This is a genomic window from Bradyrhizobium sp. USDA 3256 (genome assembly GCF_054058275.1).
In genome coordinates, this window is record NZ_JBSSAE010000002.1 from 3,818,381 (window position 1) to 3,843,897 (window position 25,517).

26 protein-coding genes and 1 tRNA gene are annotated in these 25,517 nt (G+C 65.2%); 8 read left to right on the forward strand and 19 right to left on the reverse strand.

The features are described 5' to 3' along the window. Window positions 1-435: 435 nt before the first annotated feature. The 10 genes from ACVWY5_RS19730 to psrA form a co-directional block, all read right to left on the reverse strand. Window positions 436-1,164: an alpha/beta fold hydrolase gene (locus ACVWY5_RS19730; protein WP_456671688.1), complete on the reverse strand. Its 729-nt coding sequence runs from the start codon at window positions 1,162-1,164 to the stop codon at window positions 436-438. Between the two features lie 202 nt (window positions 1,165-1,366). Beyond that, a complete protein-coding gene (hydA, locus tag ACVWY5_RS19735; protein ID WP_321177001.1) occupies window positions 1,367-2,779 on the reverse strand; it encodes a dihydropyrimidinase in 1,413 nt (470 codons plus the stop codon). Further along, entirely contained in the window at window positions 2,779-3,543 is a 765-nt protein-coding gene (locus ACVWY5_RS19740) for an aspartate/glutamate racemase family protein (RefSeq protein WP_028336430.1), read from the reverse strand. The genes hydA and ACVWY5_RS19740 overlap by 1 nt, the downstream gene beginning before the upstream one ends. Further along, complete coding sequence (locus ACVWY5_RS19745) at window positions 3,540-4,361, reverse strand: FCD domain-containing protein (RefSeq protein WP_028336431.1); 822 nt, start codon at window positions 4,359-4,361, stop codon at window positions 3,540-3,542. Before ACVWY5_RS19745 ends, ACVWY5_RS19740 begins: the two co-directional genes overlap by 4 nt. Before the next feature lie 15 nt (window positions 4,362-4,376). After that, complete coding sequence (locus ACVWY5_RS19750; RefSeq protein WP_028336432.1) at window positions 4,377-5,153, reverse strand: aspartate racemase/maleate isomerase family protein; 777 nt, start codon at window positions 5,151-5,153, stop codon at window positions 4,377-4,379. Between the two features lie 52 nt (window positions 5,154-5,205). After that, the gene (locus ACVWY5_RS19755) at window positions 5,206-6,510 is read right to left on the reverse strand and encodes an MFS transporter (protein WP_028336433.1); all 1,305 of its coding nucleotides are present in this window, start codon (window positions 6,508-6,510) and stop codon (window positions 5,206-5,208) included. A gap of 375 nt (window positions 6,511-6,885) precedes the next feature. Continuing rightward, entirely contained in the window at window positions 6,886-8,202 is a 1,317-nt protein-coding gene (locus tag ACVWY5_RS19760; RefSeq protein WP_028336434.1) for an MFS transporter, read from the reverse strand. 85 nt (window positions 8,203-8,287) lie between these two features. Further along, window positions 8,288-9,736, reverse strand: coding sequence for a phosphonoacetaldehyde dehydrogenase (gene phnY / locus ACVWY5_RS19765; protein WP_028336435.1), 1,449 nt, complete (start codon window positions 9,734-9,736; stop codon window positions 8,288-8,290). Window positions 9,737-9,762: 26 nt separating this feature from the next. Beyond that, window positions 9,763-11,010: a phosphonoacetate hydrolase gene (gene phnA, locus ACVWY5_RS19770; protein WP_431017528.1), complete on the reverse strand. Its 1,248-nt coding sequence runs from the start codon at window positions 11,008-11,010 to the stop codon at window positions 9,763-9,765. 25 nt (window positions 11,011-11,035) lie between these two features. Beyond that, window positions 11,036-12,166: an iron-containing alcohol dehydrogenase PsrA gene (psrA, locus tag ACVWY5_RS19775; protein ID WP_028336436.1), complete on the reverse strand. Its 1,131-nt coding sequence runs from the start codon at window positions 12,164-12,166 to the stop codon at window positions 11,036-11,038. Window positions 12,167-12,246: 80 nt separating this feature from the next. On the opposite strand from psrA, the gene ACVWY5_RS19780 reads away from it, so the two are divergent. Beyond that, on the forward strand, window positions 12,247-13,131 hold the full coding sequence (locus tag ACVWY5_RS19780; protein ID WP_028352301.1) for a LysR substrate-binding domain-containing protein: 885 nt from the start codon (window positions 12,247-12,249) through the stop codon (window positions 13,129-13,131). Window positions 13,132-13,229: 98 nt separating this feature from the next. Further along, window positions 13,230-14,120 carry an SDR family oxidoreductase gene (locus ACVWY5_RS19785; protein ID WP_028336437.1) on the forward strand — a complete coding sequence of 297 codons (891 nt, stop codon included), beginning with the start codon at window positions 13,230-13,232 and terminating at the stop codon, window positions 14,118-14,120. 85 nt (window positions 14,121-14,205) lie between these two features. On the opposite strand, the gene ACVWY5_RS19790 is transcribed toward ACVWY5_RS19785, so the two are convergent. The 4 genes from ACVWY5_RS19790 to ACVWY5_RS19805 are packed head-to-tail and all read right to left on the reverse strand — an operon-like array spanning window position 14,206 to window position 16,821. Then, complete coding sequence (locus tag ACVWY5_RS19790; RefSeq protein ID WP_028336438.1) at window positions 14,206-15,363, reverse strand: MFS transporter; 1,158 nt, start codon at window positions 15,361-15,363, stop codon at window positions 14,206-14,208. Then, a complete protein-coding gene (arsC, locus tag ACVWY5_RS19795; RefSeq protein WP_028336439.1) occupies window positions 15,360-15,782 on the reverse strand; it encodes an arsenate reductase (glutaredoxin) in 423 nt (140 codons plus the stop codon). Before arsC ends, ACVWY5_RS19790 begins: the two co-directional genes overlap by 4 nt. Further along, window positions 15,779-16,465 (reverse strand): aquaporin, encoded by a 687-nt coding sequence (locus ACVWY5_RS19800; protein WP_028336440.1) that lies wholly within the window; start codon window positions 16,463-16,465, stop codon window positions 15,779-15,781. The genes arsC and ACVWY5_RS19800 overlap by 4 nt, the downstream gene beginning before the upstream one ends. After that, window positions 16,465-16,821 carry an ArsR/SmtB family transcription factor gene (locus ACVWY5_RS19805; RefSeq protein ID WP_028336441.1) on the reverse strand — a complete coding sequence of 119 codons (357 nt, stop codon included), beginning with the start codon at window positions 16,819-16,821 and terminating at the stop codon, window positions 16,465-16,467. The genes ACVWY5_RS19800 and ACVWY5_RS19805 overlap by 1 nt, the downstream gene beginning before the upstream one ends. A gap of 111 nt (window positions 16,822-16,932) precedes the next feature. Here ACVWY5_RS19805 and ACVWY5_RS19810 point away from each other — a divergent pair, with 111 nt between their 5' ends. Beyond that, a complete protein-coding gene (locus ACVWY5_RS19810) occupies window positions 16,933-17,412 on the forward strand; it encodes a DUF6428 family protein (RefSeq protein WP_051376263.1) in 480 nt (159 codons plus the stop codon). Window positions 17,413-18,081: 669 nt separating this feature from the next. On the opposite strand, the gene ACVWY5_RS19815 is transcribed toward ACVWY5_RS19810, so the two are convergent. Both ACVWY5_RS19815 and mgtE read right to left on the reverse strand, forming a co-directional pair. Next, a complete protein-coding gene (locus ACVWY5_RS19815) occupies window positions 18,082-18,399 on the reverse strand; it encodes a helix-turn-helix domain-containing protein (protein ID WP_028336443.1) in 318 nt (105 codons plus the stop codon). Between the two features lie 126 nt (window positions 18,400-18,525). Beyond that, complete coding sequence (gene mgtE, locus ACVWY5_RS19820) at window positions 18,526-19,947, reverse strand: magnesium transporter (RefSeq protein ID WP_028336444.1); 1,422 nt, start codon at window positions 19,945-19,947, stop codon at window positions 18,526-18,528. An 84-nt stretch (window positions 19,948-20,031) separates the two neighbouring features. Here mgtE and ACVWY5_RS19825 point away from each other — a divergent pair, with 84 nt between their 5' ends. Continuing rightward, entirely contained in the window at window positions 20,032-20,847 is an 816-nt protein-coding gene (locus ACVWY5_RS19825) for a polysaccharide deacetylase family protein (protein ID WP_080667185.1), read from the forward strand. A gap of 96 nt (window positions 20,848-20,943) precedes the next feature. Next, window positions 20,944-22,323 carry a polysaccharide deacetylase family protein gene (locus ACVWY5_RS19830; RefSeq protein WP_028336446.1) on the forward strand — a complete coding sequence of 460 codons (1,380 nt, stop codon included), beginning with the start codon at window positions 20,944-20,946 and terminating at the stop codon, window positions 22,321-22,323. A 6-nt stretch (window positions 22,324-22,329) separates the two neighbouring features. Here ACVWY5_RS19830 and ACVWY5_RS19835 read toward each other — a convergent pair whose 3' ends face one another. After that, complete coding sequence (locus ACVWY5_RS19835; RefSeq protein ID WP_051376264.1) at window positions 22,330-22,569, reverse strand: hypothetical protein; 240 nt, start codon at window positions 22,567-22,569, stop codon at window positions 22,330-22,332. A gap of 275 nt (window positions 22,570-22,844) precedes the next feature. On the opposite strand from ACVWY5_RS19835, the gene ACVWY5_RS19840 reads away from it, so the two are divergent. After that, window positions 22,845-23,024, forward strand: coding sequence for a hypothetical protein (locus tag ACVWY5_RS19840; RefSeq protein WP_321177000.1), 180 nt, complete (start codon window positions 22,845-22,847; stop codon window positions 23,022-23,024). Then, window positions 23,008-24,048: a DUF354 domain-containing protein gene (locus ACVWY5_RS19845; RefSeq protein ID WP_051376265.1), complete on the forward strand. Its 1,041-nt coding sequence runs from the start codon at window positions 23,008-23,010 to the stop codon at window positions 24,046-24,048. Before ACVWY5_RS19840 ends, ACVWY5_RS19845 begins: the two co-directional genes overlap by 17 nt. Before the next feature lie 256 nt (window positions 24,049-24,304). Here ACVWY5_RS19845 and ACVWY5_RS19850 read toward each other — a convergent pair. Further along, a tRNA-Leu gene (locus ACVWY5_RS19850) sits at window positions 24,305-24,389 on the reverse strand. A gap of 93 nt (window positions 24,390-24,482) precedes the next feature. Further along, entirely contained in the window at window positions 24,483-24,728 is a 246-nt protein-coding gene (locus ACVWY5_RS19855; RefSeq protein WP_021080574.1) for a FliM/FliN family flagellar motor switch protein, read from the reverse strand. Window positions 24,729-24,788: 60 nt separating this feature from the next. Between ACVWY5_RS19855 and lipB the strand changes: the two genes are divergently transcribed. Further along, window positions 24,789-25,517, forward strand: coding sequence for a lipoyl(octanoyl) transferase LipB (gene lipB, locus ACVWY5_RS19860; protein ID WP_028336447.1), 729 nt, complete (start codon window positions 24,789-24,791; stop codon window positions 25,515-25,517).

A 25,517-nucleotide genomic window follows, 5' to 3' on the forward strand; every position in this document is an offset into this window, starting at 1 on the left:
AAATACTCCCTTTCCAATATGACGGACGGCAGCGCGCGCCACCGGCCGGGGCCTGAGCACGGCACCGGCCCACGCGACACAACCTGCCGCAGACATTTCGCCATCTGAATTGATTTAGATCAATGGTGGCTTTCAACTGCATCTTGCAATTGTTACCCTTCAGAAGTGACTGCGGTGATTGTCGGTGGGTTGACGTCCGCTTCCGCTCATCAACGCCGAACCAGGGGCCATGCCAGCAGCGTTGCGTTCGGCCGGCGAGCTTGCGACGCAGAAAGGAGCGCGGGCGTCCGCCGAACAGCAATCGCAGCGATCCGATCTACTTCAACAGGATCAAATAACGTCGTCGGGCTGCTACGCACCACGACTGGCTTGCCGCCGACTACCTTGGCTTCGTTCAACTAGGGGCAATCAGGCTGCGCCTTAATGAGTCCGGGCCTAATCCTTCATTCCCGTGATCGAGGCACTCACCGCGCGCGGATCGCGCTGTGGCCAGCGGCCGCTTTCGACCTGCGACAGAAAATCGCCGACGATCCGGTTGTATTCGTCGGGCTCCTCGATGTTGATGGCGTGGCCGCAGTTCGGCATCACCGCGAGCGCAGCCGACGGGATGCTCTGCTTCATCAGGATGCCCGGCAGCAGGCACGGCCAATCCTCGTCGCCGGTGATGACCAGCGTCGGCACATTGATGCGCCTCATCTCGTCGACCAGCGTGTAGAGCGAGGGACGCTCCTTCTGCACGCCCTGCTGGGTGTTGGCCGATCCCACCGCCGAATGCTCAGCCAGCATGGTCTTGAACTCGGCGTGGCCGCGCGGGTCCTTGTTCTCGTACTGCACGCGGGTCGGCCCGTAGGCGTAACGCTCGGCGAAGGCCGGCATGCCGTCCTTGCGGATCATGTTCGCGATCACGTCGGCCTCGGCGCGAAACGCATCGCGCTTGTCGAGCTCGGCGCCATAGCCGCAGCCGCCGATGCACAGCGACAGCGCCCGATCAGGGTGACGCAATCCGAAATGCAGCGTCGCAAAGCCGCCCATCGACAGGCCGACGATATGCGCCTTGGGCGCGCCGATGTGATCGAGCACGGCCAGGATATCGTCGGCGGCGCGCGCCTGCGAATAGGGACGAGACCTGCTCGGGCACATCCGACGGCGGAAAGCCGCGCGCATTGTAGGCGATGGTCCGGAAGCGCTTGCCGAAGTGCCGCATCTGCGGCTCGTAGCTGCGCAAGTCGCCTGCGAACTCGTGGACCAGGATCACCGGATGCCCCGATCCGGTCTCCTCGAAATAAAGCCGCACTCCGTCGTCTGTCACAGCATAGGGCATGTTGATCTCCTGCCTTCTCTCTTTGCTTGTTACGGGATGGTCGCGTTACGGAATGGTCGCGGCCTTCGGCGGCTTGGCGCGCGGCAGATAGGTGCCGTGGTCCTTGCCGCCAATGAGCGCACCGTTATCGACGACCACCTTGCCGCGCACCATGGTCAGCACCGGCCAGCCCGTGACCTCGAGCCCCTCATAGGGCGTGTAGTCCGCGCCGTCGTGGATCAGCTCGTGACGGATCGTCAGCTTGCGCTTCGGGTCCCACAGCGCGATGTCGGCGTCCGAGCCGACCGCGATCGTGCCCTTGCGCGGATAGAGGCCGTAGATCTTGGCGTGGTTGGTGGCGCTGAAGGCGACGAAGCTGTTGAGGTCGATCCGCCCCTTCACCACGCCCTCGGAGAACAGGATCGGCAGCCGCGTCGCCACACCCGGGATTCCGTTCGGCACCCAGCGGAAGCTGGTACGCCCTTTCGGCGCAAGCTTGCCCTGCGGGTCGTCGTAACGGAACGGACAATGGTCCGACGAGAACACCGAGAACACCTTCTGCTGCAACCCCTCCCAGCAGGCCTGCTGGCTGGCGACGTCGCGCGGCGGCGGCGAACAGACGTATTTTGCGCCTTCCATATTGAGCTGATCGAGATCCTTTTCGGTCAGCATCAGATACTGCGGACAGGTCTCGCCCATTACCCGCAAGCCCCGCTGCTGTGCGCGCCGGATTTCGTCCATCGCCTCGCGATTCGAGACATGCACGATCATGATCGGCACGTCGACGAGCTCGGACAGCGAGATCGCGCGATGGGTGGCCTCGCGCTCGACCGGGATCGGCCGCGAGGTCGCATGAAAGCGTGGTGCGGTGTTGCCGGCGCGCTCGAGCCGGTCGGTCAGGAAGCGGATGGCGTCGAAATTCTCCGCGTGCACCATCAGCATGGCGCCGGTCTCGCGCGCGACCGACATGGTTTCGAGCAGCTCGCGGTCCGATAGCGCGAGGCCCTCATAGGTCATGAAGACCTTTAGCGAGGTGTAGCCGTCCTCGACCAGCGCCGGCAGCTCCTGGCCCAGCACATGCTCGGTCGGATCGGTGAGGATGAGATGGAAGGCGACGTCGACATGGCACTCGCCTTCGGCCAGCGAATGGTAATGCTTCAGCGCCTCGCGCAACGTCTGGCCCTTCTCCTGCAGACAGAACGGCAGCACGGTGGTGTTGCCGCCGAACGCCGCCGATCGCGTGCCGCTGGCAAAGCCGTCGGCCATCACGATGCCGTCGCCGGACGGCTGGGCGAAGTGGACATGGCTGTCGATGCCGCCGGGCAGCACCAGGCGGTCGGTGGCGTCGATGATCGTGGCCGCATCGCCGAGATCATGACCGAGCGCCGTGATCTTGCCGCCGCTAATTCCGACGTCGCAGGCGAAGGTGTCGGCAGCGGTCACCACGGTGCCACCGCGGATGATGGTGTCGAAGGACATCAGTTTGTTCCCTCCTTCGGTGAGCGGTGTTCGATGATTGCGGCGAGTGGCTCGGCCAGCCCGCGCGTCGGCTTCGGATCGGGACGGCGGAAGGTGCCGGCCACCGCCTTGCGCGGCTTGAGCACGGCGAGCGTCTCCGCCTGCCGCACCGCCGCCGCGACCGGATCGACCACCGGCACCGGAATGCGGTCGCGGACTTTTACCGCGAGTCCGGCGAGCGGCGCGCCCGACAGAATGACGACGTCGGCGCTGTCCTGCTCGACAGCGCGGTTGGCCAGCGCGACCAGCAGCTCCTCCTTCTCGGCCTGCACCTCCGAGATCGACTGGAAGCCGCCGTCAAGCGTGCGGATGCCGGCGCAGCGCGAGCTCAGCCCGTGCATGGCGACGCATTCCTCGTACCAGGGCGCCAGCGCGCCGGCGAAGGTGACGATCGCAAACCGGCGGCCGAGCATGCAGGCCGTGAGCATCGCAGCTTCAGCCAATCCCACCACCGGAAAGGCGAACAGCTCACGCGCGCCGAACAGGCCGGGATCGCCGAACGCCGCGATGACAGCGGCATCGACGCCGGGGCCGGCTTCGGCCAGCATCTCCAGCGCGATCGCGCCGCCGATCTGGGCCTCGGCGCGGGTCGCGATATAAGGCACACCGCGCGCGGCGGTAAGCGACACGAGTTCGGTGCCGACCGACGCCGCCTTGCTGCCGGCGGCATGGAGCAGATCCGTCACATCAGCCGTCGTATTGGGATTGAGCAGCAGGATCTTCATGGCGCAACGTTCCTCGTCTTGCGGCCGCGCGGCCTTGCCGGTGCCTCCGGTGCCGCGGCGCCGTCCGCCTCGGCATCCGGCGTCTTGGCATCCAGTGTCTTGGCATCCAGCGTCTCGGCGACGATCTCGCCGGTGCGGCGCACGTGGTGGGCCAGTATCTGCCCGGCCCGCGCCGCATCGCGGCGCTTCAGCGCGGACAGAATCTCCTGGTGCTCCCGCACCGATTCATCCCAGCGGCCCAGCACCGACAGCGCGAAGAAGCGCGCGCGCTCGGCCCGCGCCAGCAGCGCCTCGTGCGTCGCCTTCAGCACCGCATTGCGGGCGAAGCCGACGATCGCCGAATGGATCTGCTGATTGGTCTGGAAATACTCGCGCAGCTCGCCGCGGCCGTGATGCCACTCGATCTTGTCCTGCAGCACCGCGAGCCGCTCGAAGTCTTCCGGCTCCATGCGCAGCGCGGCGAGCTCGGCGGCGCAGCGTTCGATGCCGCTGACAGCCTCGAACAGTTCGGCGAGCTCGGCGCGGCGGAACGGCGCCACCACCGCGCTGTGGTTGAGCCGCAATTCGACCAGGCCCTCGCTCGCCAATTGCTTCAGCGCCTCGCGCAGCGGCGTGCGCGAGACGCCGAGCGCGTCGGACAGGTCCGCCTCCCCCAACGATTGCCCCGGCGCCAGCTCGCCGCGCACGATCATGGTGCGCAGCCGCGCCGCTGCCTGCTCGTGCAGCCCGACCCGCGGCACACGCAGGCGGCGCCGTTGCAGCGCGGTCATCGCGCGCTTGGGTTCCTTGTTCCGTCTGGTCGCCTTGGGTTCAGTCACCGCTTGCCTTCACTGTCATGATTGGAGATCGCGCCCTCCCACGTGGATCGCAGTGGCCGCGCGCAGATGGCTGTTCGAGAACAGGCTGCCCCAGCCCTGCACGCGCGACGGATCGCAGCCGGCCGCGGCAAGGCACGCCCACAGCGTCACCGCTATCGAGTCCAGCACCGGGACGCCAAATCCGCGCTCCAGCCGCTCGGCCGCGCCGGCGCCGCGCATGTTGGTGCAGAGCACGACGGCGGCATCGCAGCCCTCGCGCACCACCTCCTCGATCAGCTTTGCGACCTCGGCCTCGCCGACCTCGGCAAAGGAGAAATTGTCCTGCAGCGACAGATGCCGCTCGGCAAAACAATGCAGCCCTTGCGAATTCCAATTGGCAATGATCCGCTCCTGCACATCCGTGCGATATGGCGTCACCAGCCCGATGCGGCTGGCGCCGATCCGCCGCAACAGGTCGCGATAGGCCAGCACCGTGGTACAGGCCTTGATCCCGGTCGCCGCCGTGATCTGCTCGCACAGGCTCTCGTCGCGATCGAAACCGAGCCAGCTCGCCGAGGTGCCGTTCCAGGCGATGACGTCGACCCTGGCATGGGCGAGCAACTCTGCCGCGCGAAGAATCTCGCTGGCGTCGAACTGGCGCAGCGCCTGTTCCGACAGCGCGATCTCGGTCACCTTGAAGCGCGAGAAATGCGCCGAGACGTCGTCGATCCCCGATAGCATCGCGCAGGTGATCGGCTCGAGCGCGGTATTCGACGACGGCGTCAGCATGCCGAGCCTGATAGGACGTGTCATTGGTGAGCCTCATCACGCGGCCGAACCCTTGGCGGATTCGACCGCATCCGTTCTAGACCGGGAGCTTGCGGCTGTAATCGATCAGGGTCGAGCAGATCAACAGCGCAATGCCCGCGGCGGCGAAATACATCAGGGCCAGGAAGTAGGAGCCGGTGGCCTGCACGATGAAGCCGACGATCAGGGGCGTCGTGATGCCGGCGATGTTGCCGCCGAGATTCATGCAGCCGCCGAGGAAGCCGGACTTGCCGCGGCCCGCCAGCGCCGACGGGATCGCCCAGTACATGCCGCACCAGCGCAGGAAGAACAGCGTCGTCGACAGCAGCACCACGACCGCGACCGCGTTGGTGACGTAGGCGACGAGGAAGATCGACACCGTCGCCATGATCGCCGCGATGCCGAACAGCGTGCGGAACACGGTGTTGGGCGACCCACCCCGCTCCCGCCAGTTATCGCCGATCCAGCCGCCGACCAGCTCGCCGACAAAGCCTGCGAAGAAGATGATGAAGGACGCGCCGCCCAGCGCTTTGATGTCGAAGCCGTGCACCTTGAACAGGTAGGTCGGCATCCAGGTCAGCAGCCCGTAGAACGTGGTGTTGAAGAACATCCAGCCGAGGCACATGCACCACACCGAGCGAAACCGGAAATACGCCATCCAGCTTGCGCCCGAGGACGGCGGCGTCGCCGCATCCTCGATCGCGTGCGCCTCCTCGAGATAGCGCGCCTCGGCTTCGTTGACCGAGGGATGCTCGCGCGGCACGTTGCGGATATAGTACCAGGCCCATAGCCCGCACAGCATGGTGCCGACGCCGGCGATGACGAAGGCGACGCGCCAGGAGCTGAACGCCGCCATCAACCAGGCGATCACGATCGAGCCGAGCGCCGCACCAAGCGGTGCGCCGCCGTCCAGCAAGGTGGCGCCGCGGCCGCGCTCGGTCTGCGTCATCCAGATCGCGTTGAGCTTGCCGCCCGCCGGATAGATCGGCGCTTCCGACGCGCCGAGCCCGAGCCGGGTCAGCAGCAACAGCATCCAGCTGGTGGACAGCGCCGCCAGCGCCTGGAAGAAGCCCCAGAACAGCGTCGCGAGCGCGATCACGATACGCGGCTTGAAGCGATCGGCGAGCATGCCGCCCGGCACCTGCATCAGCGCGTAGGTCCAGAAGAACGAGCTCAGGATCAGGCCCTGCATCGCCGGATCGATATCGAACTCCTTGGCGATGACCGGCATCGCGACCGAGAGCGAGGCACGATCGATATAGTTGATCGAGATCAGGAACAGCATGAGCAGGAAGATCTTCCAGCGCACGCCGGAAGGCTTTGCCGTATCTGCCATTGCGATGGTGGACACCTGATCGCTCATTGCTCGCTCCTCCCGACAGATTGTTTTGCCCTGCCGCACCCCTCGTCCTTGACGGTCGCCGGCCTCTCCTGCCCTGCGCGAAGTCTGCTTCAAGGCGGCAAACGGGACAAGCACATTTTGTATTCTGCATGCAATTTTTTATATCATATTGATATTACGTGATATTTATCATTTCATGCATCGATTTTGGTCAGCCGGTGATGAGGGATTGAGCGTCAGATCACCGCTCGAGCCAGGCAATTTCGGGGAATTGGTCCCCGCGGTGCGGCTGCAGCGATCGCACGCACAACGGCGTTCTGCTCATTCCAAAAACAGTGGTCCGCGCTTCCCGTCGGAAGCGCGGACCTGTGGTGAGCCGCTGATGCGGATCGTTCGTCAGCGGCGGATGAAGGCCGCCACCACCGCGCTGGAGGTCGCGCAGACAGCAACCACCAGGAACACCAGCGAGGTCTGGTTATGCTTGTCCATGAAGTGGCCGATCATCGGCTCGCCGAGACCTGCGAACAGGTAGGCGAAGAAGTTCATCACCCCGGTCGCGGTCCCTGCCCGCTTGTGGCCGACCAGATCGGGGCATAGCGCCCAGAACGAGGATTGCGGCCCGTAAGTGAAGAAGCCGCACAGGAACAGCACGGTCATCCCGAGAACGACGTCCGAGGTCGGGATCGCGTACATGCACAGCGAGGTGACCGCGGCGAGCGCCATGTAGAGCACGATGGCGAGGTAGCGGCGCGAGCCGAACACCTTGTCCGAGACCCAGCCATTGCTGAACGCGCCGACCGCCATGCCGACCGGCAGCGCGATGCTGATCCAGCGCGGATCGATCACCGAGGCGGCGCCGGCCTTGGCCCAGTTGCTGCCGAGGAAGTGCACCGGCACCCACACCAAGAGGCCGTAGCGCGCCGCGTTCTGGAAGCCGATCGCAACGCCGGCGACCAAGAGGCGCCAGTTCGACAGCACCGCCTTGTAGCGCGCCAGCGAGCCCTCGTTGGCGCTGACCGCGGCTTCCGCAGCGGCGACGTCGTCGGCCTCGTCATGCGGCGAGGCAAAGCCCATGTCCTCGGGCTTCTCGCGCGCGATCAGATAGAACGCGATGCCGCCGAGCAGCAGCAGCACGACCGGGATGCGGAAGATCCAGCGCCAGTCGAGCTGGAAGTAGCCGACCACGACCAGCGAGGTGACGAACGACAGCACCGAGGCGAGACCGGCCGCGAATGTATAGAGCCCGTAGACCGTGCCGCGCTCGTGGCGGCCCCACCAGTTCGACAGCAACCGGCTGCCCGGAGCCCATCCCATCGACTGGAAATAGCCGTTGATGCCCCAGAACGCGGTGAGGCTGACGATGCCGGTCGAGAGGCTGGTGGCCCAGTTCATGATGAAGGAGAGGATCGCGCCGGCGCTCATCACGCGGCGGCCGCCGAACTTGTCGCCGAGATTGCCGTTGATCGCCTGCCCGACCGCGTAGCACCAGAGCAGCGCCGCGCTGGCCCAGCCCAGCGCTTCCTTGGTGACGCCGAACTCGGCCTGGATGCCGGGAATGGCGAAGCCGAAGGTTTGCCGCCCGGTGTAGAAGAACAGATAGCAGAACATCGCCGCGAACAGCATCCGCCACTGCGCGCGGCGGAACGATGTCGCAAGCTCCGGATTCTGGACTCCGACCGAGCCGACGCCCGACGGACTGAACGTGATCGACATTGAGGCCTCCCCTTGTTTGGTTGATCGCAGTCAGCCGCCGCGTTGCTCTTGTTGTCCGCGTGCGGCCCTCGTCGAACGCGCTGCTCTAGACCGGCCAGGGCAACGAATAGGTCTTGACGTTGGTGAAGCTCTTGATCGCCTCCTGCACGCCTTCCTTGTAGCCAAGGCCGGAATCCTTGATCCCGCCGAACGGCGACATCTCGATCCGGTAGCCCGGCACTTCCCAGACATTGACGGTGCCGACGTCGAGCTCATTGACGAACCGCGTGATGTAATCGAGCCGGTTGGTGCAGACGCCCGACGACAGGCCGAACGCGGTCGCGTTCGAGATCCGGATCACGCTGTCGATGTCGTTGGGCACGCGGATGATCGGGATCACAGGCCCGAAGGTCTCCTGCATCACCAGCTCGCTGGTGTAGGGAATCCGGTCCACCACGGTCGGCGGATAGAGCGCGCCGTCGCGAGCGTTGCCGTGCAACAGCTCGGCGCCGTCGGCGACGGCGGCATTGACGCGGCGCTCGAATTCCTTCGCCGCGCCCTCGTGGATCACGGTGCCGACGTCGACCGTCGGATCCAGCGGGTCGCCGCATTTCAGCTTGCGTGCCTTCTTCAGCACCAGCGCGGCAAAATCGTCGGCGACCGCCTCGACGCAGAGAATGCGCTTCACGGCCGTGCAACGCTGGCCGGAATTCTTGGTGGCGCCGGTGACCGCGAGCTCGGCCGCCTTGTCGAGGTCGGCGTCCTCCATCACGATCAGCGGATCGTTGCCGCCGAGCTCGAGCACCAGGCGCTTGTAGCCGGCCTTGCTAGCGATGTGCTTGCCAACCCTGACCGAGCCGGTGAAGGTCACGAGATCGGCGTCCGGATCGGTGATCATCGCATCCCCCATCGAATGCGGATTGCCCGTCACCACCGACAGCATCTCGGGCGGCAGCCCGGCCTCGTAGAGCACGTCGGCGAGCGCGAGCGCGGTCAAAGGCGTCAGCTCGGTCGGCTTCAGCACCACGCGGTTGTTGGTCGCGATCGCCGGCGCGATCTTGTGGCTCACCATGTTGAGCGGATGGTTGAAGGGCGTGATCGCCGAGATCGCACCGAGCAACGGCGTGCGCGTCGTGAAGATCTTGCGCGCCTTGCCCTGCAAGCTGATATCGCAGGAGAACGTCTCGCCGTCGTCCTTGATCGCGAGCTGGCCGGCAAAGGAATAGACGTCATACGCGCGGCCGGCCTCGTAGAGCGAATCCTTCCAGCACAGCCCGGACTCGGCCGTGATCAGCCGCGCGAATTCCTCCTTGCGTCCGGCCAGGATCTCGGCGGTGCGCAGCAGGATGCGCTGGCGCTCGTAGCGCGTCAGCTTCGGCTTGAACGCGGCCGCCCTGGCGAAGGCGCTGCGCACATGCTCCGGCCGCGCCGCCGGGACCGTGCCCACCACCTTGTTGGTGTAGGGATTGAAAACCTCGACATGCTCGTCGGTGTCGACGAGGCTGCCTGCGATCCGCATCTGCTCGTGGCGAACGGCCGGGCTCTGGATGTTCATGGCACTGTCCTTGGGGTCCGAATGCGTCACTGGATGCGGTTGAGCGCGACGTCGAAGGCGTCGAAATTGCGCAGGGCGTGACCGGCGGGCAGCGCGATCCTGCGGTTGGCGATCAGCGGCACCCGCTCCTCGGTCAGCCCGCCATGCGAGCGCAGCGGCTCGGTCAGGCCCGAGAGATCGTGACGCGACTCGCTGGTGCCCAGCACCTTGTGCCTGGTCGAGATCACGACGATGTCGCCGATCCGGTCCGGCGGCAGCTCGAACCTGGCGCAGGCCTCGTTGCGCGTCAGCGCGATCTCGATGCCCCCGGTCGCACGCAGCCGCGACAGCAGCGTGTCGACGTTGGCGCCCTCCGGCGTGTAGATGGTCGCGAACGAGCCGAGCGAGCCGTGATGGGCGACATAGGGATCGGTGATCGGCAGGATCACCCGCGCCGCGCCCTTTCCGGTCCAGTCGTCCATGACATCCTGGAGGTAGATCACGTCGGGCTTGCCGTCGGGCAGGAACTTGTCGTTCATGCCGTGGTCGGCGGTCGCCACGATGTTGCAGCCGAGCGCATCGAGCTTCGCAAGATAGCCGTCGATCATCGCGTAGAAGTCGTTGGCGATCTTGGTGCCGAGCCCGACCTTGTGCTGGATGTAGTCGGTGGTCGACAGGTACATCAGATCGGGACGGTAGCGCTCGACCAGCTTGACGCCGGCCGCGAACACGAAGCGCGACAGATCGGCCGAGTAGACTTCGGGCAGCGGCAGGCCGACGAAGTCGAGCACGTCGCCGATGCCGTTGGCGGCCCTGGTGGCCTGGTCGGCCTTCTCCGACGAGAAGGCGATGGCGCGGCCGCTGGAATAGTCCAGACCGTACGCAAGCAAGGTGCGCAGCTTGTCCTTGGCGGTGACGGCGGCGACCTTGTAGCCGGCGTCATGGACACCGGCCAGGATGGTCGGTGCGCGCAGGAACTTCGGATCGTTCATCATGACCTCGGCGTTGTTCGCCGTGTCGTAGAAGTAGTTGCCGGCGATGCCGTGCACCGCGGGCGGCCGCCCGGTGATGATCGAGAGGTTGTTCGGATTGGTGAAGCTCGGGATCACGCTGGCGGCATGGACATGCGCGCCCTCCTTCATGAAGCGCGCGAAGGTCGGCGCGACGCCGGCCTCGATCGCCTGCTCGATATAGCCGGGCTCCGAACCGTCGAGGCAGATCACGACGGTTGGCCGCGTCGGCGCTTCGTAACGGCGCCCGTTGACGGTGATTGTCTTGCGCTTGTCTTGCATGATGCCTCTCCTTGTCACTGCGGTGTCGTCACGCGTTCACCGCGCTGGGCGTCCGCTGCGTCTGCGCTGCCTCGATCAGCCGTTCCTTCGATCCCAGGAAGTTGCGGCCGCGCTCGCCCTCGAGCGAGTCCGCGATCAGTGCGTGCCATTCGGCGCGCTCGATCCTGTAGGCGGCCGGATTGCAGGAGATGCCGAGCCGAGCCATGAAATCCTCGAGATCGTCGGCGGCCCGCGCCAGATCGGCGCCGAAGATCTGCCTCAAGCTGTCCTCGCAGAGCCCGCCCGCCCCTTTGACGCTCCGCAGCACCATCGGCAGCGAGAACGAGCAGGCGATGCCGTGCTGCACGCCGTGCCGCAGCGTGATCGGATAGGACAGCGAATGCGCGATCGCGGTCTTGGTGTTGGAGAACGCGAGGCCCGCGAACAGCGCCGCCTGCGCCATGCGGCTGCGCAGCTCGAGATCGCCGAGGTCATTGGCGAGCTTCGGCAGCACGTCGAGGATGCTGCGCGCCGCGGCCACCGCGTGGTTGGCCGACACCGGGTTGTTGTTGAGGTTCCAGATGCTCTCCAGTGCATGCGACAGCGCGTCGAGCCCGGTGCTGATGGTGAGAAGCTGCGGCTTGCCGAGCATCAGGCGCGGATCGATCACCGCATGGGTCGGATAAAGCGACGCACGCGCCAGCGAGTATTTCTTGCCGTTGGCCTCGTCCCACACCGTGCCCCAGCAGGTCACTTCGCTGCCGGTGCCCGCAGTGGTCGGCACCGCGATGATCGGGATCGCCGCGAGACGCTCGGCGCCCTGCTGCGTCTCCAGATAGGTTTTGACGGTCGCGAAGTCGCCGCCGGCGGCCGCGAACACCTTTGCGGAGTCGATCACCGAACCGCCGCCGAGCGCGACGATCACCTCGGGCTGCCTCGCGAGGCCGGCAAAACGCGCGGTCTGTTCGGTGAGCAGGCGGTAGTCCGGATTGGGCGCGACGTCGCGGATGGTCAGGACCGATGGTCCCGCCGCGGCGCGCAGTCGCCGCTCGAGCTCGTCAAAGACCGGCTCGCCATAGGTCACGAGCGCATAGGCGCGCTTGTCGATCAGTCCCGGCAGCTTGTCGAAGCTGTCGACTCCGAATTCGATCCTCACCGGGTTGGAATAAATCCAGTCCATCAGCGCGTCCTCCGTTTGGCGCGAAGGTACGGCGCCGGCTGCTATTGACAAATTCATTCTGCGGATGCGTTCTATTGATTATGTCAATAGTGTTCAGCCAGCTTCGCGCCTTCCACGCGGTCGCCGCTCATGGCGGCTTCACCGCGGCCTCGCGCGTGCTCAATGTCGGGCAGCCGACGCTGACCATCCAGGTCAAGGAGCTGGAAGAGAGCTACGGCGTCGAGCTTTTGATCCGGAAGCCGCGGCACACCGAACTCACCGAGGCCGGCGCCGCGCTGTTCGAGATCACCCGCGGCATCATGACGTTCTGCGACGAGGCCCACGACCTCCTGGCCGCACACGGCAAGGCCACCAAGGGACACCTGCGGGTCGCGACCGTCGGACCGTTTCATGCCACCGAGATCATCGCGGCATTCAAGCGCGATCATCCGGAAGTGCAGATCTCGACCCTGCTCGGCAATTCCGAACGCACCTTCCGCCACATCGTCGACTTCGAGGCCGACGTCGCGATCCTGGCGGAGGTGCCGGAGGATTCGCGCGTCACCATGATCCCCTACCGCACCCACCGCGTGATCGTGTTCGTCAACCGCGATCATCCCTGGTTCAAGCGCAAGTCGGTCAGGCTGCGCGAGCTGGCCGACCAGCCCATCGTGCTGCGCGAGCGCGGCTCGACCACGCGGCGCGCGTTCGAGGCCACGATGCAAGCCGAGGGCATCCGGATCGAGCCGGTGTTCGAGATCGAGAGCCGCGAGGGCGTGTGGAAGGCGGTCGAGCGCGGCCTCGGCATCAGCGTCGTCGCCGACTTCGAATTCGTGCCGCACCCCAATCTGCGCGCGCTGGAGATCAGCGACCGCACCATCAAGACCCAGTACAGCATCGCCCATCACAGCGGGCGAGCCCACTCCCCGATCATCAAGGCGTTCATCGACACGGTCCGGCGCATGAAGGGTACGGATCGCAACTAGCGGGCGACCTTCGCCCCAGCGCTCCATCCCCAGGCGTTAGCAACGATTCCCCGTCCCGCCGGTTAGGCCATCAGCCCTTTCGGAAAGGACAGCAGCCAATGGCCAGCAAGCCGCTCGAGAACCCGACCAGCAAATATCCGAAACCGCCGTTCAGGCGGCAAAGCCAGCCCTGGCCCGGTCTTGCAAGCAAGATGGAGCCGCGGCCGGATCATGGCGAACGAAGCTATCGCGGCTCGGGCCGGCTCGCCGGGCGCAAGGCGCTGATCACGGGTGGCGACTCCGGCATGGGGCGCGCCGCCGCGATCGCCTTCGCGCGCGAGGGCGCCGACGTCGCCATCAACTATTTTCCTTCGGAAGAGCCCGATGCGGTGGAGGTCATCGGCCTGATCAGGGCGGAGAAGCGCAACGGTCTTGCAATCCCCGGCGATCTTCGCGACGAAGGTTTTTGCAAGGAGCTAGTCAAGCGCACGATCGACGGGCTTGGCGGCCTCGACATCATCGTCAACAACGCAGCCCGGCAGCAAGCGCGCGAGTCCATCCTGGACGTCTCTTCGGAAGATTTCGACGCGACGATGAAGACCAATGTCTATGCGCCGTTCTGGATCATCAAGGCCGCGCTGCCGCATCTCAAGCCGGGCGCGGTGATCATCGGTACGGCTTCGGAGCAAGCCTACGATCCCTCGCCCGACCTATACGACTATGCCCAGACCAAGGCTGCGACGATGAACTACGTGAAGTCGCTGGCAAAGCAGCTCGGACCAAAGGGCATTCGTGTCAACGCCGTCGCGCCGGGACCGATCTGGACCCCGCTGCAAGTGTCCGGCGGGGCATCGATGGAGAAGCTGGAAAACTTCGGCGGACATACCCCTCTCGGCCGACCCGGCCAGCCCGTCGAGCTGGCATCGATCTACGTGCAACTTGCCGCTGCCGACGCAAGCTTCGCCAACGGCCAGGTCTATGGCTCGTCAGGCGGCGCTGGACCTCCCTAGGGGTGTCGGCACGATTGAGATCGAGCCGAAGGAGTGCGCGGATCGGCCGCCCTGCCGACACCGATGCCGCCGCCATCCGCTACCGCTAAGCCTTCGGCGCGGCCTTGAGCGCGATCAATGCCAGCAGCGCGGCCAGGCTGAGGGCCGACGTGACCGCAAGCGTATAGCCGCCGAGCGGCGAAATCAGGAATCCGAATAGAAGGGGCGCGAGGGCTTGAGACAGTCGCGACGGCGCGCCGAGCAGTCCCAGGCGGTAGCCGTAGTCCTTCGGACCGAATATCGCCAGCGGCAGCGTGCCGCGCGCGATCGTCAGGATTCCATTCCCCGCGCCGTGCAACAGCGCGAAGATTCCAGCGAAGCCGCCGCCGAACAGGCCGATGACGCAGGCGCCCAAGGGATGTGTGATGCAGGCCAGGCGCGCTGACCAGAGCGGGTGGAACCGCTTCAGCAGGCTCGCTTCGACAATGCGCGCCGCCACCTGCGCCGGACCGATCAGTGCGCCCGCCGCAATCGCCTGCGCCTGCGTCGCACCGAGCGACTCCAGAATTCGCGGCAGATGAACCGCCATCGCCGACGTCACGCTCCAGGCGGCGGCGAAGGCAAAGGCGAGCAACACCATCGCGCGGTCGACGGGAATGTGCGGCTTCGGCGTGTCGGCCGCGATCCGATGCTCCCGCTTCAGCCTGGGAATCAGGAAGCCATTGAGCGGCAAGCAGATCAGAATGTGCGCCGCGGCCCAGCCGAAACAGGTCCAGCGCCAGCCGATGGTTGCGAGCCCCCACGCACTCAGCGGCCAGCCGATGGTGCTGGCAAAACCCGCGATCAGGGTAATGCCTGTGATGGAGCGGCGGGCGGCGCTGCCGTAAATGCGCCCGAGCGCCGCGAAGGCTGCATCATACAGGCCAAGGCCCATGCCGACGCCGAGCAACAACCAGCTCACCGCCATCAGCACGCCGCTCTGCGACAGCCCGAGCAGGATCAGCCCCGACGCCAGAATGAGGTTGGACGCGCAGAGCACCTCGCGTCCCCCCATCCGGTCGATCTGGCGGCCGACCCGCGGACCGAGCAGCCCGGAGATCACGAGCGCCATCGAGAACGCGGCGAACAGCCAGTTCGTCGAGATGCCGAGGTCCCGCGCAATCGGGTCCGCGAGGATGGCGGGCAGATAATAGCTCGACGCCCAGGCAAGGGTTTGCGTGGTCCCGAGCGCAACGATCAGGACGTTGTCTGCACGGCGGCTCATCCGGCGCGCGCACCCGGCGTCCTGGGCGGAACCACTTCTCCGTCTTCCTTGACGAACTGGCCAATGTCAGTGGCGAGAAGTTCAAGCACGGCCTCGGACGGCCGGCACAGTTTCACGCCGTTCGGCGAGACCACGATCGGCCGATTGATCAGGATCGGATGCGCGATCATGAAATCGATCAACTCGTCGTCGCTCCATTTCGGATTGGCAAGGTCGAGCGCCGCATAAGGCGTGCCCTTCTCGCGGAGCAGGGCGCGGGGCGTCATGCCCATGGCCGCGATCAGCGAGATCAGCGTGTCGCGCGCGGGCGGCGTCTTGAGATACTCGACGATCTCCGGCTCCTCCCCGCTTTGGCGGATCATGGCGAGGGCGTTGCGCGACGTCCCGCAATCGGGATTGTGGTAGATCGTGATCGTCATCGGATTGCTTCCATCTTCGTTTCGCTCTGCCGCAGGAGCCACGTCATCAGCGCCAGCGCGACCATCGCCCCCAGAATCTCGGCGACGATAAATCCCGGCAGATCCTGCGCGCGGATACCGGAAAACGTATCGGTGAATGATCGCGCGATGGCAACAGCCGGGTTGGCGAAAGACGTGGACGCGGTGAACCAGTAGGCGGCCGTGATGTAGAGCCCGACCAGCCATGGGATAGCGGCCTCACGAAACCGCAGGCCACCGATGATCGTTGCGACCAATCCGAACGCGGCAACGAATTCCGCAAACCACTGCGGGAACCCGGTCCTCGCCTTGGCGGAGAACTCCAGGAGCGGCAGGCCGAACATGGCATGCGCGACCATCGCACCCAGGATTCCCCCGAGCACCTGCACCGCGACGTACTGCGCGGCGTGCGGCGGGCGGAGTTCGCCCTTGAGCGTGAACACCAGCGTGACCGCCGGATTGAAATGCGCGCCGGATATCGGTCCAAGGATTGTGATCAGCACCACCAGAATGGCGCCGGTCGGCAGCGTGTTGCCGAGCAGCGCCAGCGCCACGTCCTTGGTCAAGGCCTCTGCCATGATGCCGGAGCCAACGACGGTCGCGACCAGAAGCAACGTGCCGAGACATTCAGCCGCAAGGCGCCGTGGCAGATCGAAATCGCGCATCAGGCACGCGCCTTCTTCCCCGTGGAAGGCTTGCACTGGGCAGCGGCGAGCGCCGGCGCGCAGATCTCCGGGTGGCCCGCGCAGCAATCCTTCATCAGGAAGGCGATGAGGTCGCGCAAACCGGTGAAATCCGCCGAGTAGATGATCGAGCGCGCCTCGCGGCGTGGCACGATCATGCCGGCGTGCTCGAGGTCCTTCAGATGGAACGACACGTTGGATGGCGACACCTCGACCGCCTCCGCAATCGCACCCGCGGCCATCCCCTCGGGACCCGCCTGGACCAGCAGCCGCACGATCCGCAGCCGCGTTTCCTGCGACAGCGCGGCAAACGCGGTTCGGGCTTGACGCTCCTCCATCTTTCGATAATCCTACAATTCAATAATCATTGAAATGAAGATAGCAGCCATGGACACGCTTGCCAATACCCGTTCGATCGTCGGCGCCCTGCTTCCGGTGGAAGAGCTGTCATCCGCAGCCTCCTTTCCAGCCTCGAGGCGCACAAGGAGAAGCCGCTGATATTCAGCTACGACGGCCGGGACGTCCGCCCCAGCTACCACGTGACCGAAGTCAAGACCGGTTCGTCCAGGGCGCTCGATTGCGGCGCGAACCCGGAGAGCTGGAGCGAGACCTTCATTCAGCTCTGGGACATCGAGGAGGACAACCGCGGCCACATGCCGGCCGGAAAGTTTCTTGCGATCATCCGCAAGGTCGACGAGGCGGTCGGCTTCGACCCGCAAGCCAGGCTGACCTTTGAGGTGAGCGACGGTGTTCGGCCGATGCAGATCTATCGGGCGGAACGCATGGATGCCGGCGACGCGGCGATCCGGGTCTATCTCTCGGCGCGCCCGTCGAGTTGCAAGCCGCGCGACCGATGGCTGCAGGAACAGCAGTCCTGCTGCGCACCAAGAGCCAAACAGTCCTGCTGCCCGGAAATTGCCGATCACTGAGTTGCCCGACGGGTCAAGCCCTCGGAGCAAAAATATTTCGCTTTATCCGAAAGGCAACTCAATGTATGAATAACCCGTCTCACCCGATCGAGGGGCGCTGCGCATCGTCAGGAGTGTTGCGGTGAGATGCGATGGACGCCGAGGTCACGACCGACGACGCGTGACTGAGGTGGACGGTGAAGTCGTGTGGTCCTGACGCCCTAGCGGCAGGTGTCTCTTCGCATTGCGCGATGCGCGTTGTGAAGACGGTGACAAACAAGCCCAGTCTCACCGGGGAGAGCACGTATAAGCCGTAACCCATCGCGCAGGGAAAGCCGGGTCGTTTCCGGTTACACCTGTGGTCCTACCTCCCGCGTTTATTATTACGCGGGACCCACGGGTGCGATCGGCACCCGGCTTTCCCTGCGCCCTCTGTTTCCAGAGCGGCGAAACGAAGAGCAAAGCTCGGGCAAATCGTGTCGCGAGAATGTGGAAGTTTGACTCCCGGTCGTGCAACACACTCGCTGTCGTCCCTGCGAAAGCAGGGACCCATAACCACAGATCGGCTTTGTTGCGGGACGGTCGAACGACGAGTCCCGTTCACAACACGGGCCGCGGAGTATGGGTCCCTGCTTTCGCAGGGACGACACCGAGATTGCAGCAATGATGGGGGGAGCGCGCCCTAGCCGCTCAAGCCGCCGTCGGCTCGCTCGACAGCGCGGCGAACACCGTCTCCGGCGAATGGGCGATCACGGCGAGCAGCGCGCGGGCAGGTCCGCGCGGCGCGCGCTTGCCCTGCTCCCAGTTGCGGATGGTCTCCACGGGTACGCCGAGCTTGGCGGCGAATTCCAGCTGGGTGAGCTGGGCCCGGCGGCGCAGATCGCGTACGGCCGGTTGCGCGGCTGCAGGCTGCATCGCCTGGTCGGGATGTGCGGGCACGAGCGGGATTTCCTGCCCGTCGCGCAATTCGACGATCCGTCCGTCCGCCTTGAGCCGCAACCGCTGCATGATGGCCCCCGTGATGGCCCCTTGGAGATAGCGGCATCATCGATGAAGCGCGTTAAGTTCGGATTAACGATAAGCGGCCCGGCGCGGCTCGCGCCCGAACCATGCGCCGCCCTGCCCGCGAGCGCGTTACTTGAGGCCGAACCACAGCGTGGCGATGCCGAGGAACGAGAAGAAGCCGACCACGTCGGTGACGGTGGTGACGAAGGTGCCGGAGGCGACCGCGGGGTCGGCCCGCACCCGTTCCAGCACCATCGGGATCAGGATGCCGCCGAGCGCGCCGGCGACCAGGTTGCAGATGATCGCAAGCCCGATCACGATGCCGAGGCCGGGGATCTTGAACCAGGCCACCGCGGCGACGCCGGTGATGACGGCAAAGGCGATGCCGTTGACGAGCCCGACCATGGTCTCGCGCAGCACCACCCGCATCGCGTTGTAGGAGCCGAGCTCGCGGGTGGCGAGCGCGCGTACCGCGACCGTCATGGTCTGGGTCGCGGCATTGCCGCCCTGGCTCGCCACGATCGGCGCCAGCACCGCGAGCGCCACCATCTTCTCGAGCTGGCCCTCGAACAGGCCGAGCACCGACGAGGCCAGGAACGCGGTGGCGAGATTGACCAAGAGCCAGTTGAAGCGGCCGCGGGCGATGGTCCACACCGTGTCGGACAGCTCTTCGTCGCTGGTGACGCCGCCGAGCGCCTTCAAGTCTTCGTCGGCCTCCTCCTCGATCACGTCGACGACGTCGTCGATGGTGATCACGCCGACCAGCCGGTCGATGGTGTCGACCACCGGAGCTGCGACCAGATTGTACTTGCCGAACATCCGCGCGACCTCTTCCTGGTCCTCCAGCGCGGAGACCCGGCGGCGGTCCTCATCGACCAGGTCCTTGATCGGAACCGGGCGGCGCGCGCGCAGCAGCACGTCGAGCGGCACCGCGCCGAGCAAATGCCTGTCGGCGTCGACCACATAGATCTCGTAGAAGCGGTCGGGCAAATCCGGCGTGTCGCGCATGTAGTCGATCGCCTGCCCGACATTCCAATCCGGCGGCACCGCGATGAACTCGGTCTGCATCCGCCGGCCGGCGGAATTCTCCGGGTACAGCAGGCTGCGCTCGATGTCCTCGCGCTCGGCCGCCGGCAGCTTCTCCAGGATCTCTTCCTGGTCCTCTTCGTCGAGGCTCTCCAGGAGCTCGACGGCGTCGTCGGATTCGAGCTCTCGGACGCCCTCGGCAACCGTCTCCGGCTCGAGTTCCTCGAGGATTTCCTCGCGGACGGTCTCGTCGACCTCGTTGAGCGCCGAGAAGTCGAAATCGGCGCCGGTGATCTCGACCAGGGTGACGCGGTCGTCCGGCGCCAGCGCCGCAATCAGGTCGCCGAGATCGGCCTCGTGCAGTTCCGCCACCACCTCGCACAGCAGCGGCCGGTCGGCGGCGTGGATGGCCCGGGTGATCGCCGCAACGAATTCGCCGCGGAGCTCGCCCTCCTCGTCCCGCATCGGCATCCGGGCCAGCGGATCGGCCTCGGCGGGTTCGGCAACGTCGAAATTCTCGGCCATGCCGTGTTTCGCCGGTTTGACAGGAGGGGAAAAACTGGTTGGATGAGTGCGGAACGGATTACCTAATCGGTGGGGCCCAGTGCAATGAGAAAGATGTCGAGCGCACCGCGACCGCTCCGGAAGGCTTTCGCGGCGCTGGTCGCGCTCGCGCCTGTTGCAGTGTTCGGCTCGGCGCACGCCGCCGAATGCCAGCGCAAGGACGCGCTCGGCACCTCACGTGTGCTCGAGGTCGACCCTGCGACCTATCCCCGCGTCGGGCTGAAGAGCTTTCCGCAGACCCTGCCGCTCAGGGATGGCGAGGTCGTGCTGACCTTCGACGACGGACCGACGCCGGGGGTCACCGACAAGGTGCTGACGGCGCTGGCGGCCGAATGCGTGCAGGCAACCTTCTTCATGGTCGGCCGCAACGCAGCCGATCATCCCGATATGGTCCGCAAGATCGCGCGCCTCGGCCACACCATCGGCTATCACAGCTGGGACCATCCGCATCTCAACAAACTCCCGCTGGATCAGGCCGAGGCGAACATCAACCGGGGGATCGAAGCGATCCAGAAGGCCCTACGTGGCACCGAGAGCACGATTCCGAGCACGCCGTTCTTCCGGTTCCCCTATTTCGAATCGACACCCGCCCTGCTGGACCACCTGGAAAAGCGCGGTATCGCGGTGTTCGGAGCCGATTTCTGGGCCAGCGATTGGAACAAGATGACCCCCGAGGAGGAACTCAAGCTGCTCACCGGGCGGCTCGAAGGCCACCGCAAGGGAATTATCCTGCTGCATGATCCGCAAATGCGGACAGCCGAGATGCTGCCCGCCTTCTTGAGGTACCTGCAGGAGCATAAATACCACGTCGTCCACATCGTCCCGGCGGCGCTGAAAACCGTGTCCGACCGGACACATTGAACCCGGGACCCATGGTGGATTACAGACCGTTAAGGCGGCATTCATGGCGCCGCACCTAAGGATTCGTCAGTGCGTTTGGAATGCGGCCGAGATTCGATGATTGCAAACGTCCTGGTGATGATCCGGAAGCGGTCGCGGACCGTGGTCCGCGCGACGCTGCTGGGCTGCGGCTTGATGACGCCGTACGCTGCCCTCGCTGCAGATTGCCCTAACCCCAACGCACTCGGCACCTCGCGGACCCTCGTCGTCGATCCCAAGGAGCATCCCCGGATCGGCACCATGCAGTATCCGGAGACCTTGCCGCTCGCCGATCACGAAGTGGTACTGACCTTCGACGACGGGCCGCTGCCGAAATACAGCAACCAGGTGCTGGCCATTCTCGCCAGCCAGTGCGTCAAGGCGACCTTCTTCACCATCGGCTCCCAGGCCCGATTCAATCCGGAGGGCGTGCGCAAGCTGATCGCGGCCGGACACACGGTCGGCACGCACAGCCAGAACCATCCGCTGACGATGAACAAGATGCCGCTCGAGAAGGTGCGGCAGGAGGTCGACGACGGCATTGCCTCGACGCTCGCCGCCCTCAATGGCGACAAAAGCAAGCTCGCGCCGTTCTTCCGGATTCCCGGTTTGATGCGCGCCGAGATTCCGGAGGCCTATCTGGCGTCCCAGGGCATCCAGGTCTGGAGCGCCGACTTCCCGGCGGACGACTGGCGCCACATCTCGCCGCAGCGGGTCTATGACCTCGCGATCCAGCGGATCGAAGCCAAGCGCAAGGGCATCCTGCTGCTGCACGACATCCAGCCGCGCACCGTTGCGGCGCTGCCGCGCATCCTCAACACGCTGAAGGAGCGCGGCTACCGGATCGTTCATGTCGTGCCCGCAACGCCCGATCGCCCGGCGACGCCGACCCAGCCGCAGCAATGGTACCTGCATCCACCGACCGAGACGGTGGCGACCACGCGCTGGCCCAAAATTCCGAACTTCGTGTTCACCGCGACGCGGGCGCTGCCTGCCCCGGTGTTTGCCGACATGGATTGGCGCGATGCCGATATCCTCGACCACGCACAGCGCACCCGGGTCGCGATGCCCGTCCGCACGCTGTGGCCGCAGCCCCAGCTTGCGCGGTTCGCAACCGTCTCGACATTGCCGGTCCCGGCGTCCGACGTGTTCCGCGTTCCCGAAGCGCTCGATCTGACCCTGCTCGCAGCCCGATCGGCGGCCAATCGCCGCCTCGCCCAGCGTGCGACCGTTGGCGTTGGCGTACCGCGCGCGCAGGCGTTCTCCGCGCGTCAGGCCCGGCATCCGAAGCAGGCCGCGCATCAAGGGCCCGTCGCGGCGCACGGCCGAGCCCACGGCGCCCCCTTGCATGTCGCACCGCCGGCTGCCGACAATGCGTCAGTCCACCTCGCCAACAACATGAAGAAGCGCACGCCGCGCGCCGAGGCGTCGGCGGCCGGCAAGCGCGTGCCTGATTGACGTGATCTAGCCGGCCACGATCTTGGCGACGCAGAGCAGGATCACCAGCGCCAGGAAGAAGATATCGATATAGGATTTGATCTCGCCGGCATGCCTGAGCACGGTGACATCGGCGACGATCTGCCTGCGCGAGGCGACAGCATTGGGCCCCTCGCCGGCCGCCGCGGCGAGCCGTCGCGTCTCGCCCTCCAAGCGCTCGATGCGCTGGAAGAAATAGAACGAGCGCAGGCCGGAAAAGGCGTGCATCGCCGCATAGACCAGGACCAGAATCGCGACCGTCGCGCGCTGCTCGTACTTCTTCGATCAAGCACGAATATCTCCGACTGTTCGACTACATTCCCTGGGTCGAGAGCGAAGTAAACGACACGCTGATCGATCAATACGACTGGGAGACCGCCAACGATACGCGCTCGACCTGGCGCATCGGAGATGGGACGGCTGCTTTCTATAACTACATTTATACGCGGGTCGCGGGCTTCAGCGAGAACGACACCTTCCGCTCGAACCAGATTCGAGAGGGCGTGCTCGATCGAGCGAGCGCGCTTCGTCTCGTCGAAATGGAGAACATTCCGCGCTTCGAATCGATCGCGTGGTATTGCGGCGTAATCGGTCTCGATCCAACCGAGGTGCTGGAGCGCATCGCTCAGATCCCAATGCTCTATCCAAGCAAAGTTAACAAGAGCGATGCACGTTCTGTTTGATATCGGCCATCCCGCGCACGTTCACCTTTTTCGAAACGTGGCGCAGCGCATGCAGGCGCGTGGCGACAAGATCACCGTCACAATCCGTGATCGCGGCATTATCGGTGGATTGCTCGATCACTACGGCCTGCCCTATACCGTCGCCTCGAAGCCGCGCCGGGGCCTTGTCGGCAGCGCCATCGAGCTTGCGATCCACAACTGGCAGGTCCTGAAAGCCGCGCTTCCAGACAGACCGGATTTCCTTGTCGGCACGTCTGTATCAGTTGCTCACGTCGGCCGCGTCATTGGCAGGCCCTCGATCGTCCTGAACGAAGACGACGCCGATTACGTGCCGCTGTTCGCGAAGATTACCTATCCTTTCGCAAATCGCATCGTCATACCGGCGGTCTTGCGGGACAAAAAGACCGCGAAGGTACGGACTCACGACAGCTATCATGAGCTGGCCTACCTCCACCCGAACCATTTCAAGCCCGACCAGGACGTGGTCCGCCTGTTGGGAATAGAGCCTCGCGAGACATACTTCATCATACGGCTGGTTTCGCTGACGGCTCATCATGACGCTGGCGAGCGCGGGCTTTCCGAGGCTCAGGTTCTTCGATTGATTGCGTTGCTCGAACCGCATGGCCGCGTCTTCATCAACGCGGAAAGCTCCATCGCTCCGCGCCTTCAGCCATACGCTCTGAAGGCTCCGCCCGAGAGCATGCATGATCTTCTGGCTCACGCGAAGATACTGATCAGCGACAGCCAGACGATGACGATGGAGGCGGCTTTGCTCGGGCGCCCCGCGATCCGCTGCAATAGCTTCGTCGGGCGCTGCTCCGTGATCGCTGAACTGGAACAGCGGTATCGGTTGGCCTGGGGCTTCAAGCCCCAGCAGTTTGAGGAACTGGTGACGCTCGTGTCGGGTATGGTCGCTGATCCAGCATTGGAAGCAACGATGGCGCAGCGGCACGCGCGGGTACTGGCCGAGAAGGTCGACCTCACCGACTGGCTGCTCAAGCAGTTTGATAGTGGCTTTGCGTGATGGCCGGTCGCGCGTGTTGAGGTCAGGCGTCGAGATCTAGCTTAGTCTCGCCGGAAGCGACCGCTATCGCCGAGGTCCAGCGATTCGATCGGCGCCTCGAACTGTCATCGCCCAAGCCGAGAAGATAGCAGCGCGACCCTGCAGGTCCGCGCGACCAGTCATTCGACAGCGCCTTGCCGGGGCCGGACGCGAACGGCGGCATTCCCGGGCACCACCCGGTAAAAGCCTAATGATTTCAGATGGAAACTTGGGTTTATGGTGCGCTCGGAGGGACTCGAACCCCCACGGTGTTACCCACTGCCACCTCAAGGCAGCGCGTCTACCAATTCCGCCACGAGCGCTTGGGATACCGGATGGAACCCCGAAGGCACCGCCGGATCGACGGGGCCATGTAACAAATCACGGATGCAGGGACAAGGCGATTAATGCGGGAATTAACTGCGAACCCCGGGAGATTTCGGCAGCATTTGCTTGACCTCGACCGCAATCCGGTTGCGGTCGACTAGGACCACGCCGCTGGCCACCGGCAGGTTGTTGGCGAGGATCTTGACCTCGTCGGCCTCGGTGGCATCCAGTTCGATGATGGCGCCGCGGGACAGCCGCATGACCTGGTGAATCGGCATCGTGGTGGTACCGAGGACCACCATGAGATCAACGCTGACTTTATCGAGGGTGGGCACTTCTGAACCGCCGAACGGGAACTAGATTGTGGGTTCACCTGACCACGTTAGGGTTAGCTAATGGTTAACGACCGCCAAAACCTCGATTTGACGACCTTTGCGCGCTCTTCGGGCGGCGAAGCGGTCGAATGGCGGATTTCGGACCGCGCGGTGCCCTACCCCGATTCGCTCGCCGCAATGGACGATCGGGTGGCGAAGATCGCAGCGGGCTCGGCCCCCGAACTGGTATGGCTGCTGGAGCACCCGCCACTGTATACCTCCGGCACCAGCGGCAAGGCCGACGATTTGCTCGCGCCGCGCTTTCCGACCTTCCAGAGCGGACGCGGCGGCCAGGTCACCTATCATGGCCCAGGCCAGCGCGTCGCCTATGTGATGCTCGACCTCAAGCGGCGCCGGCCCGATGTGCGCGCCTATGTCGCCTCGCTGGAAGAATGGATCATCCGCACCCTCGCCGCCTTCAACGTCCGCGGCGAGCGCCGCGAGGACCGCGTCGGGGTCTGGGTGCGGCGCCCGGACAGGGGACCAGGCCATGAGGACAAGATCGCCGCGATCGGCGTGCGGCTGCGCCGCTGGGTCTCGTTCCACGGCATCGCGATCAATGTCGAGCCTGATCTTGCACACTTCCAGGCCATCGTGCCCTGCGGCGTGGTCGATCCGCGCTACGGCGTCACCTCGCTGATCGATCTCGGATTGCCGGTCACCATGGCCGATGTCGACGTCGCGCTCCGGCAGGCCTTTTCCGAGGTGTTCGGCGACACCGCAGCGCGCCTGCCGGAAGCGACGTCATAG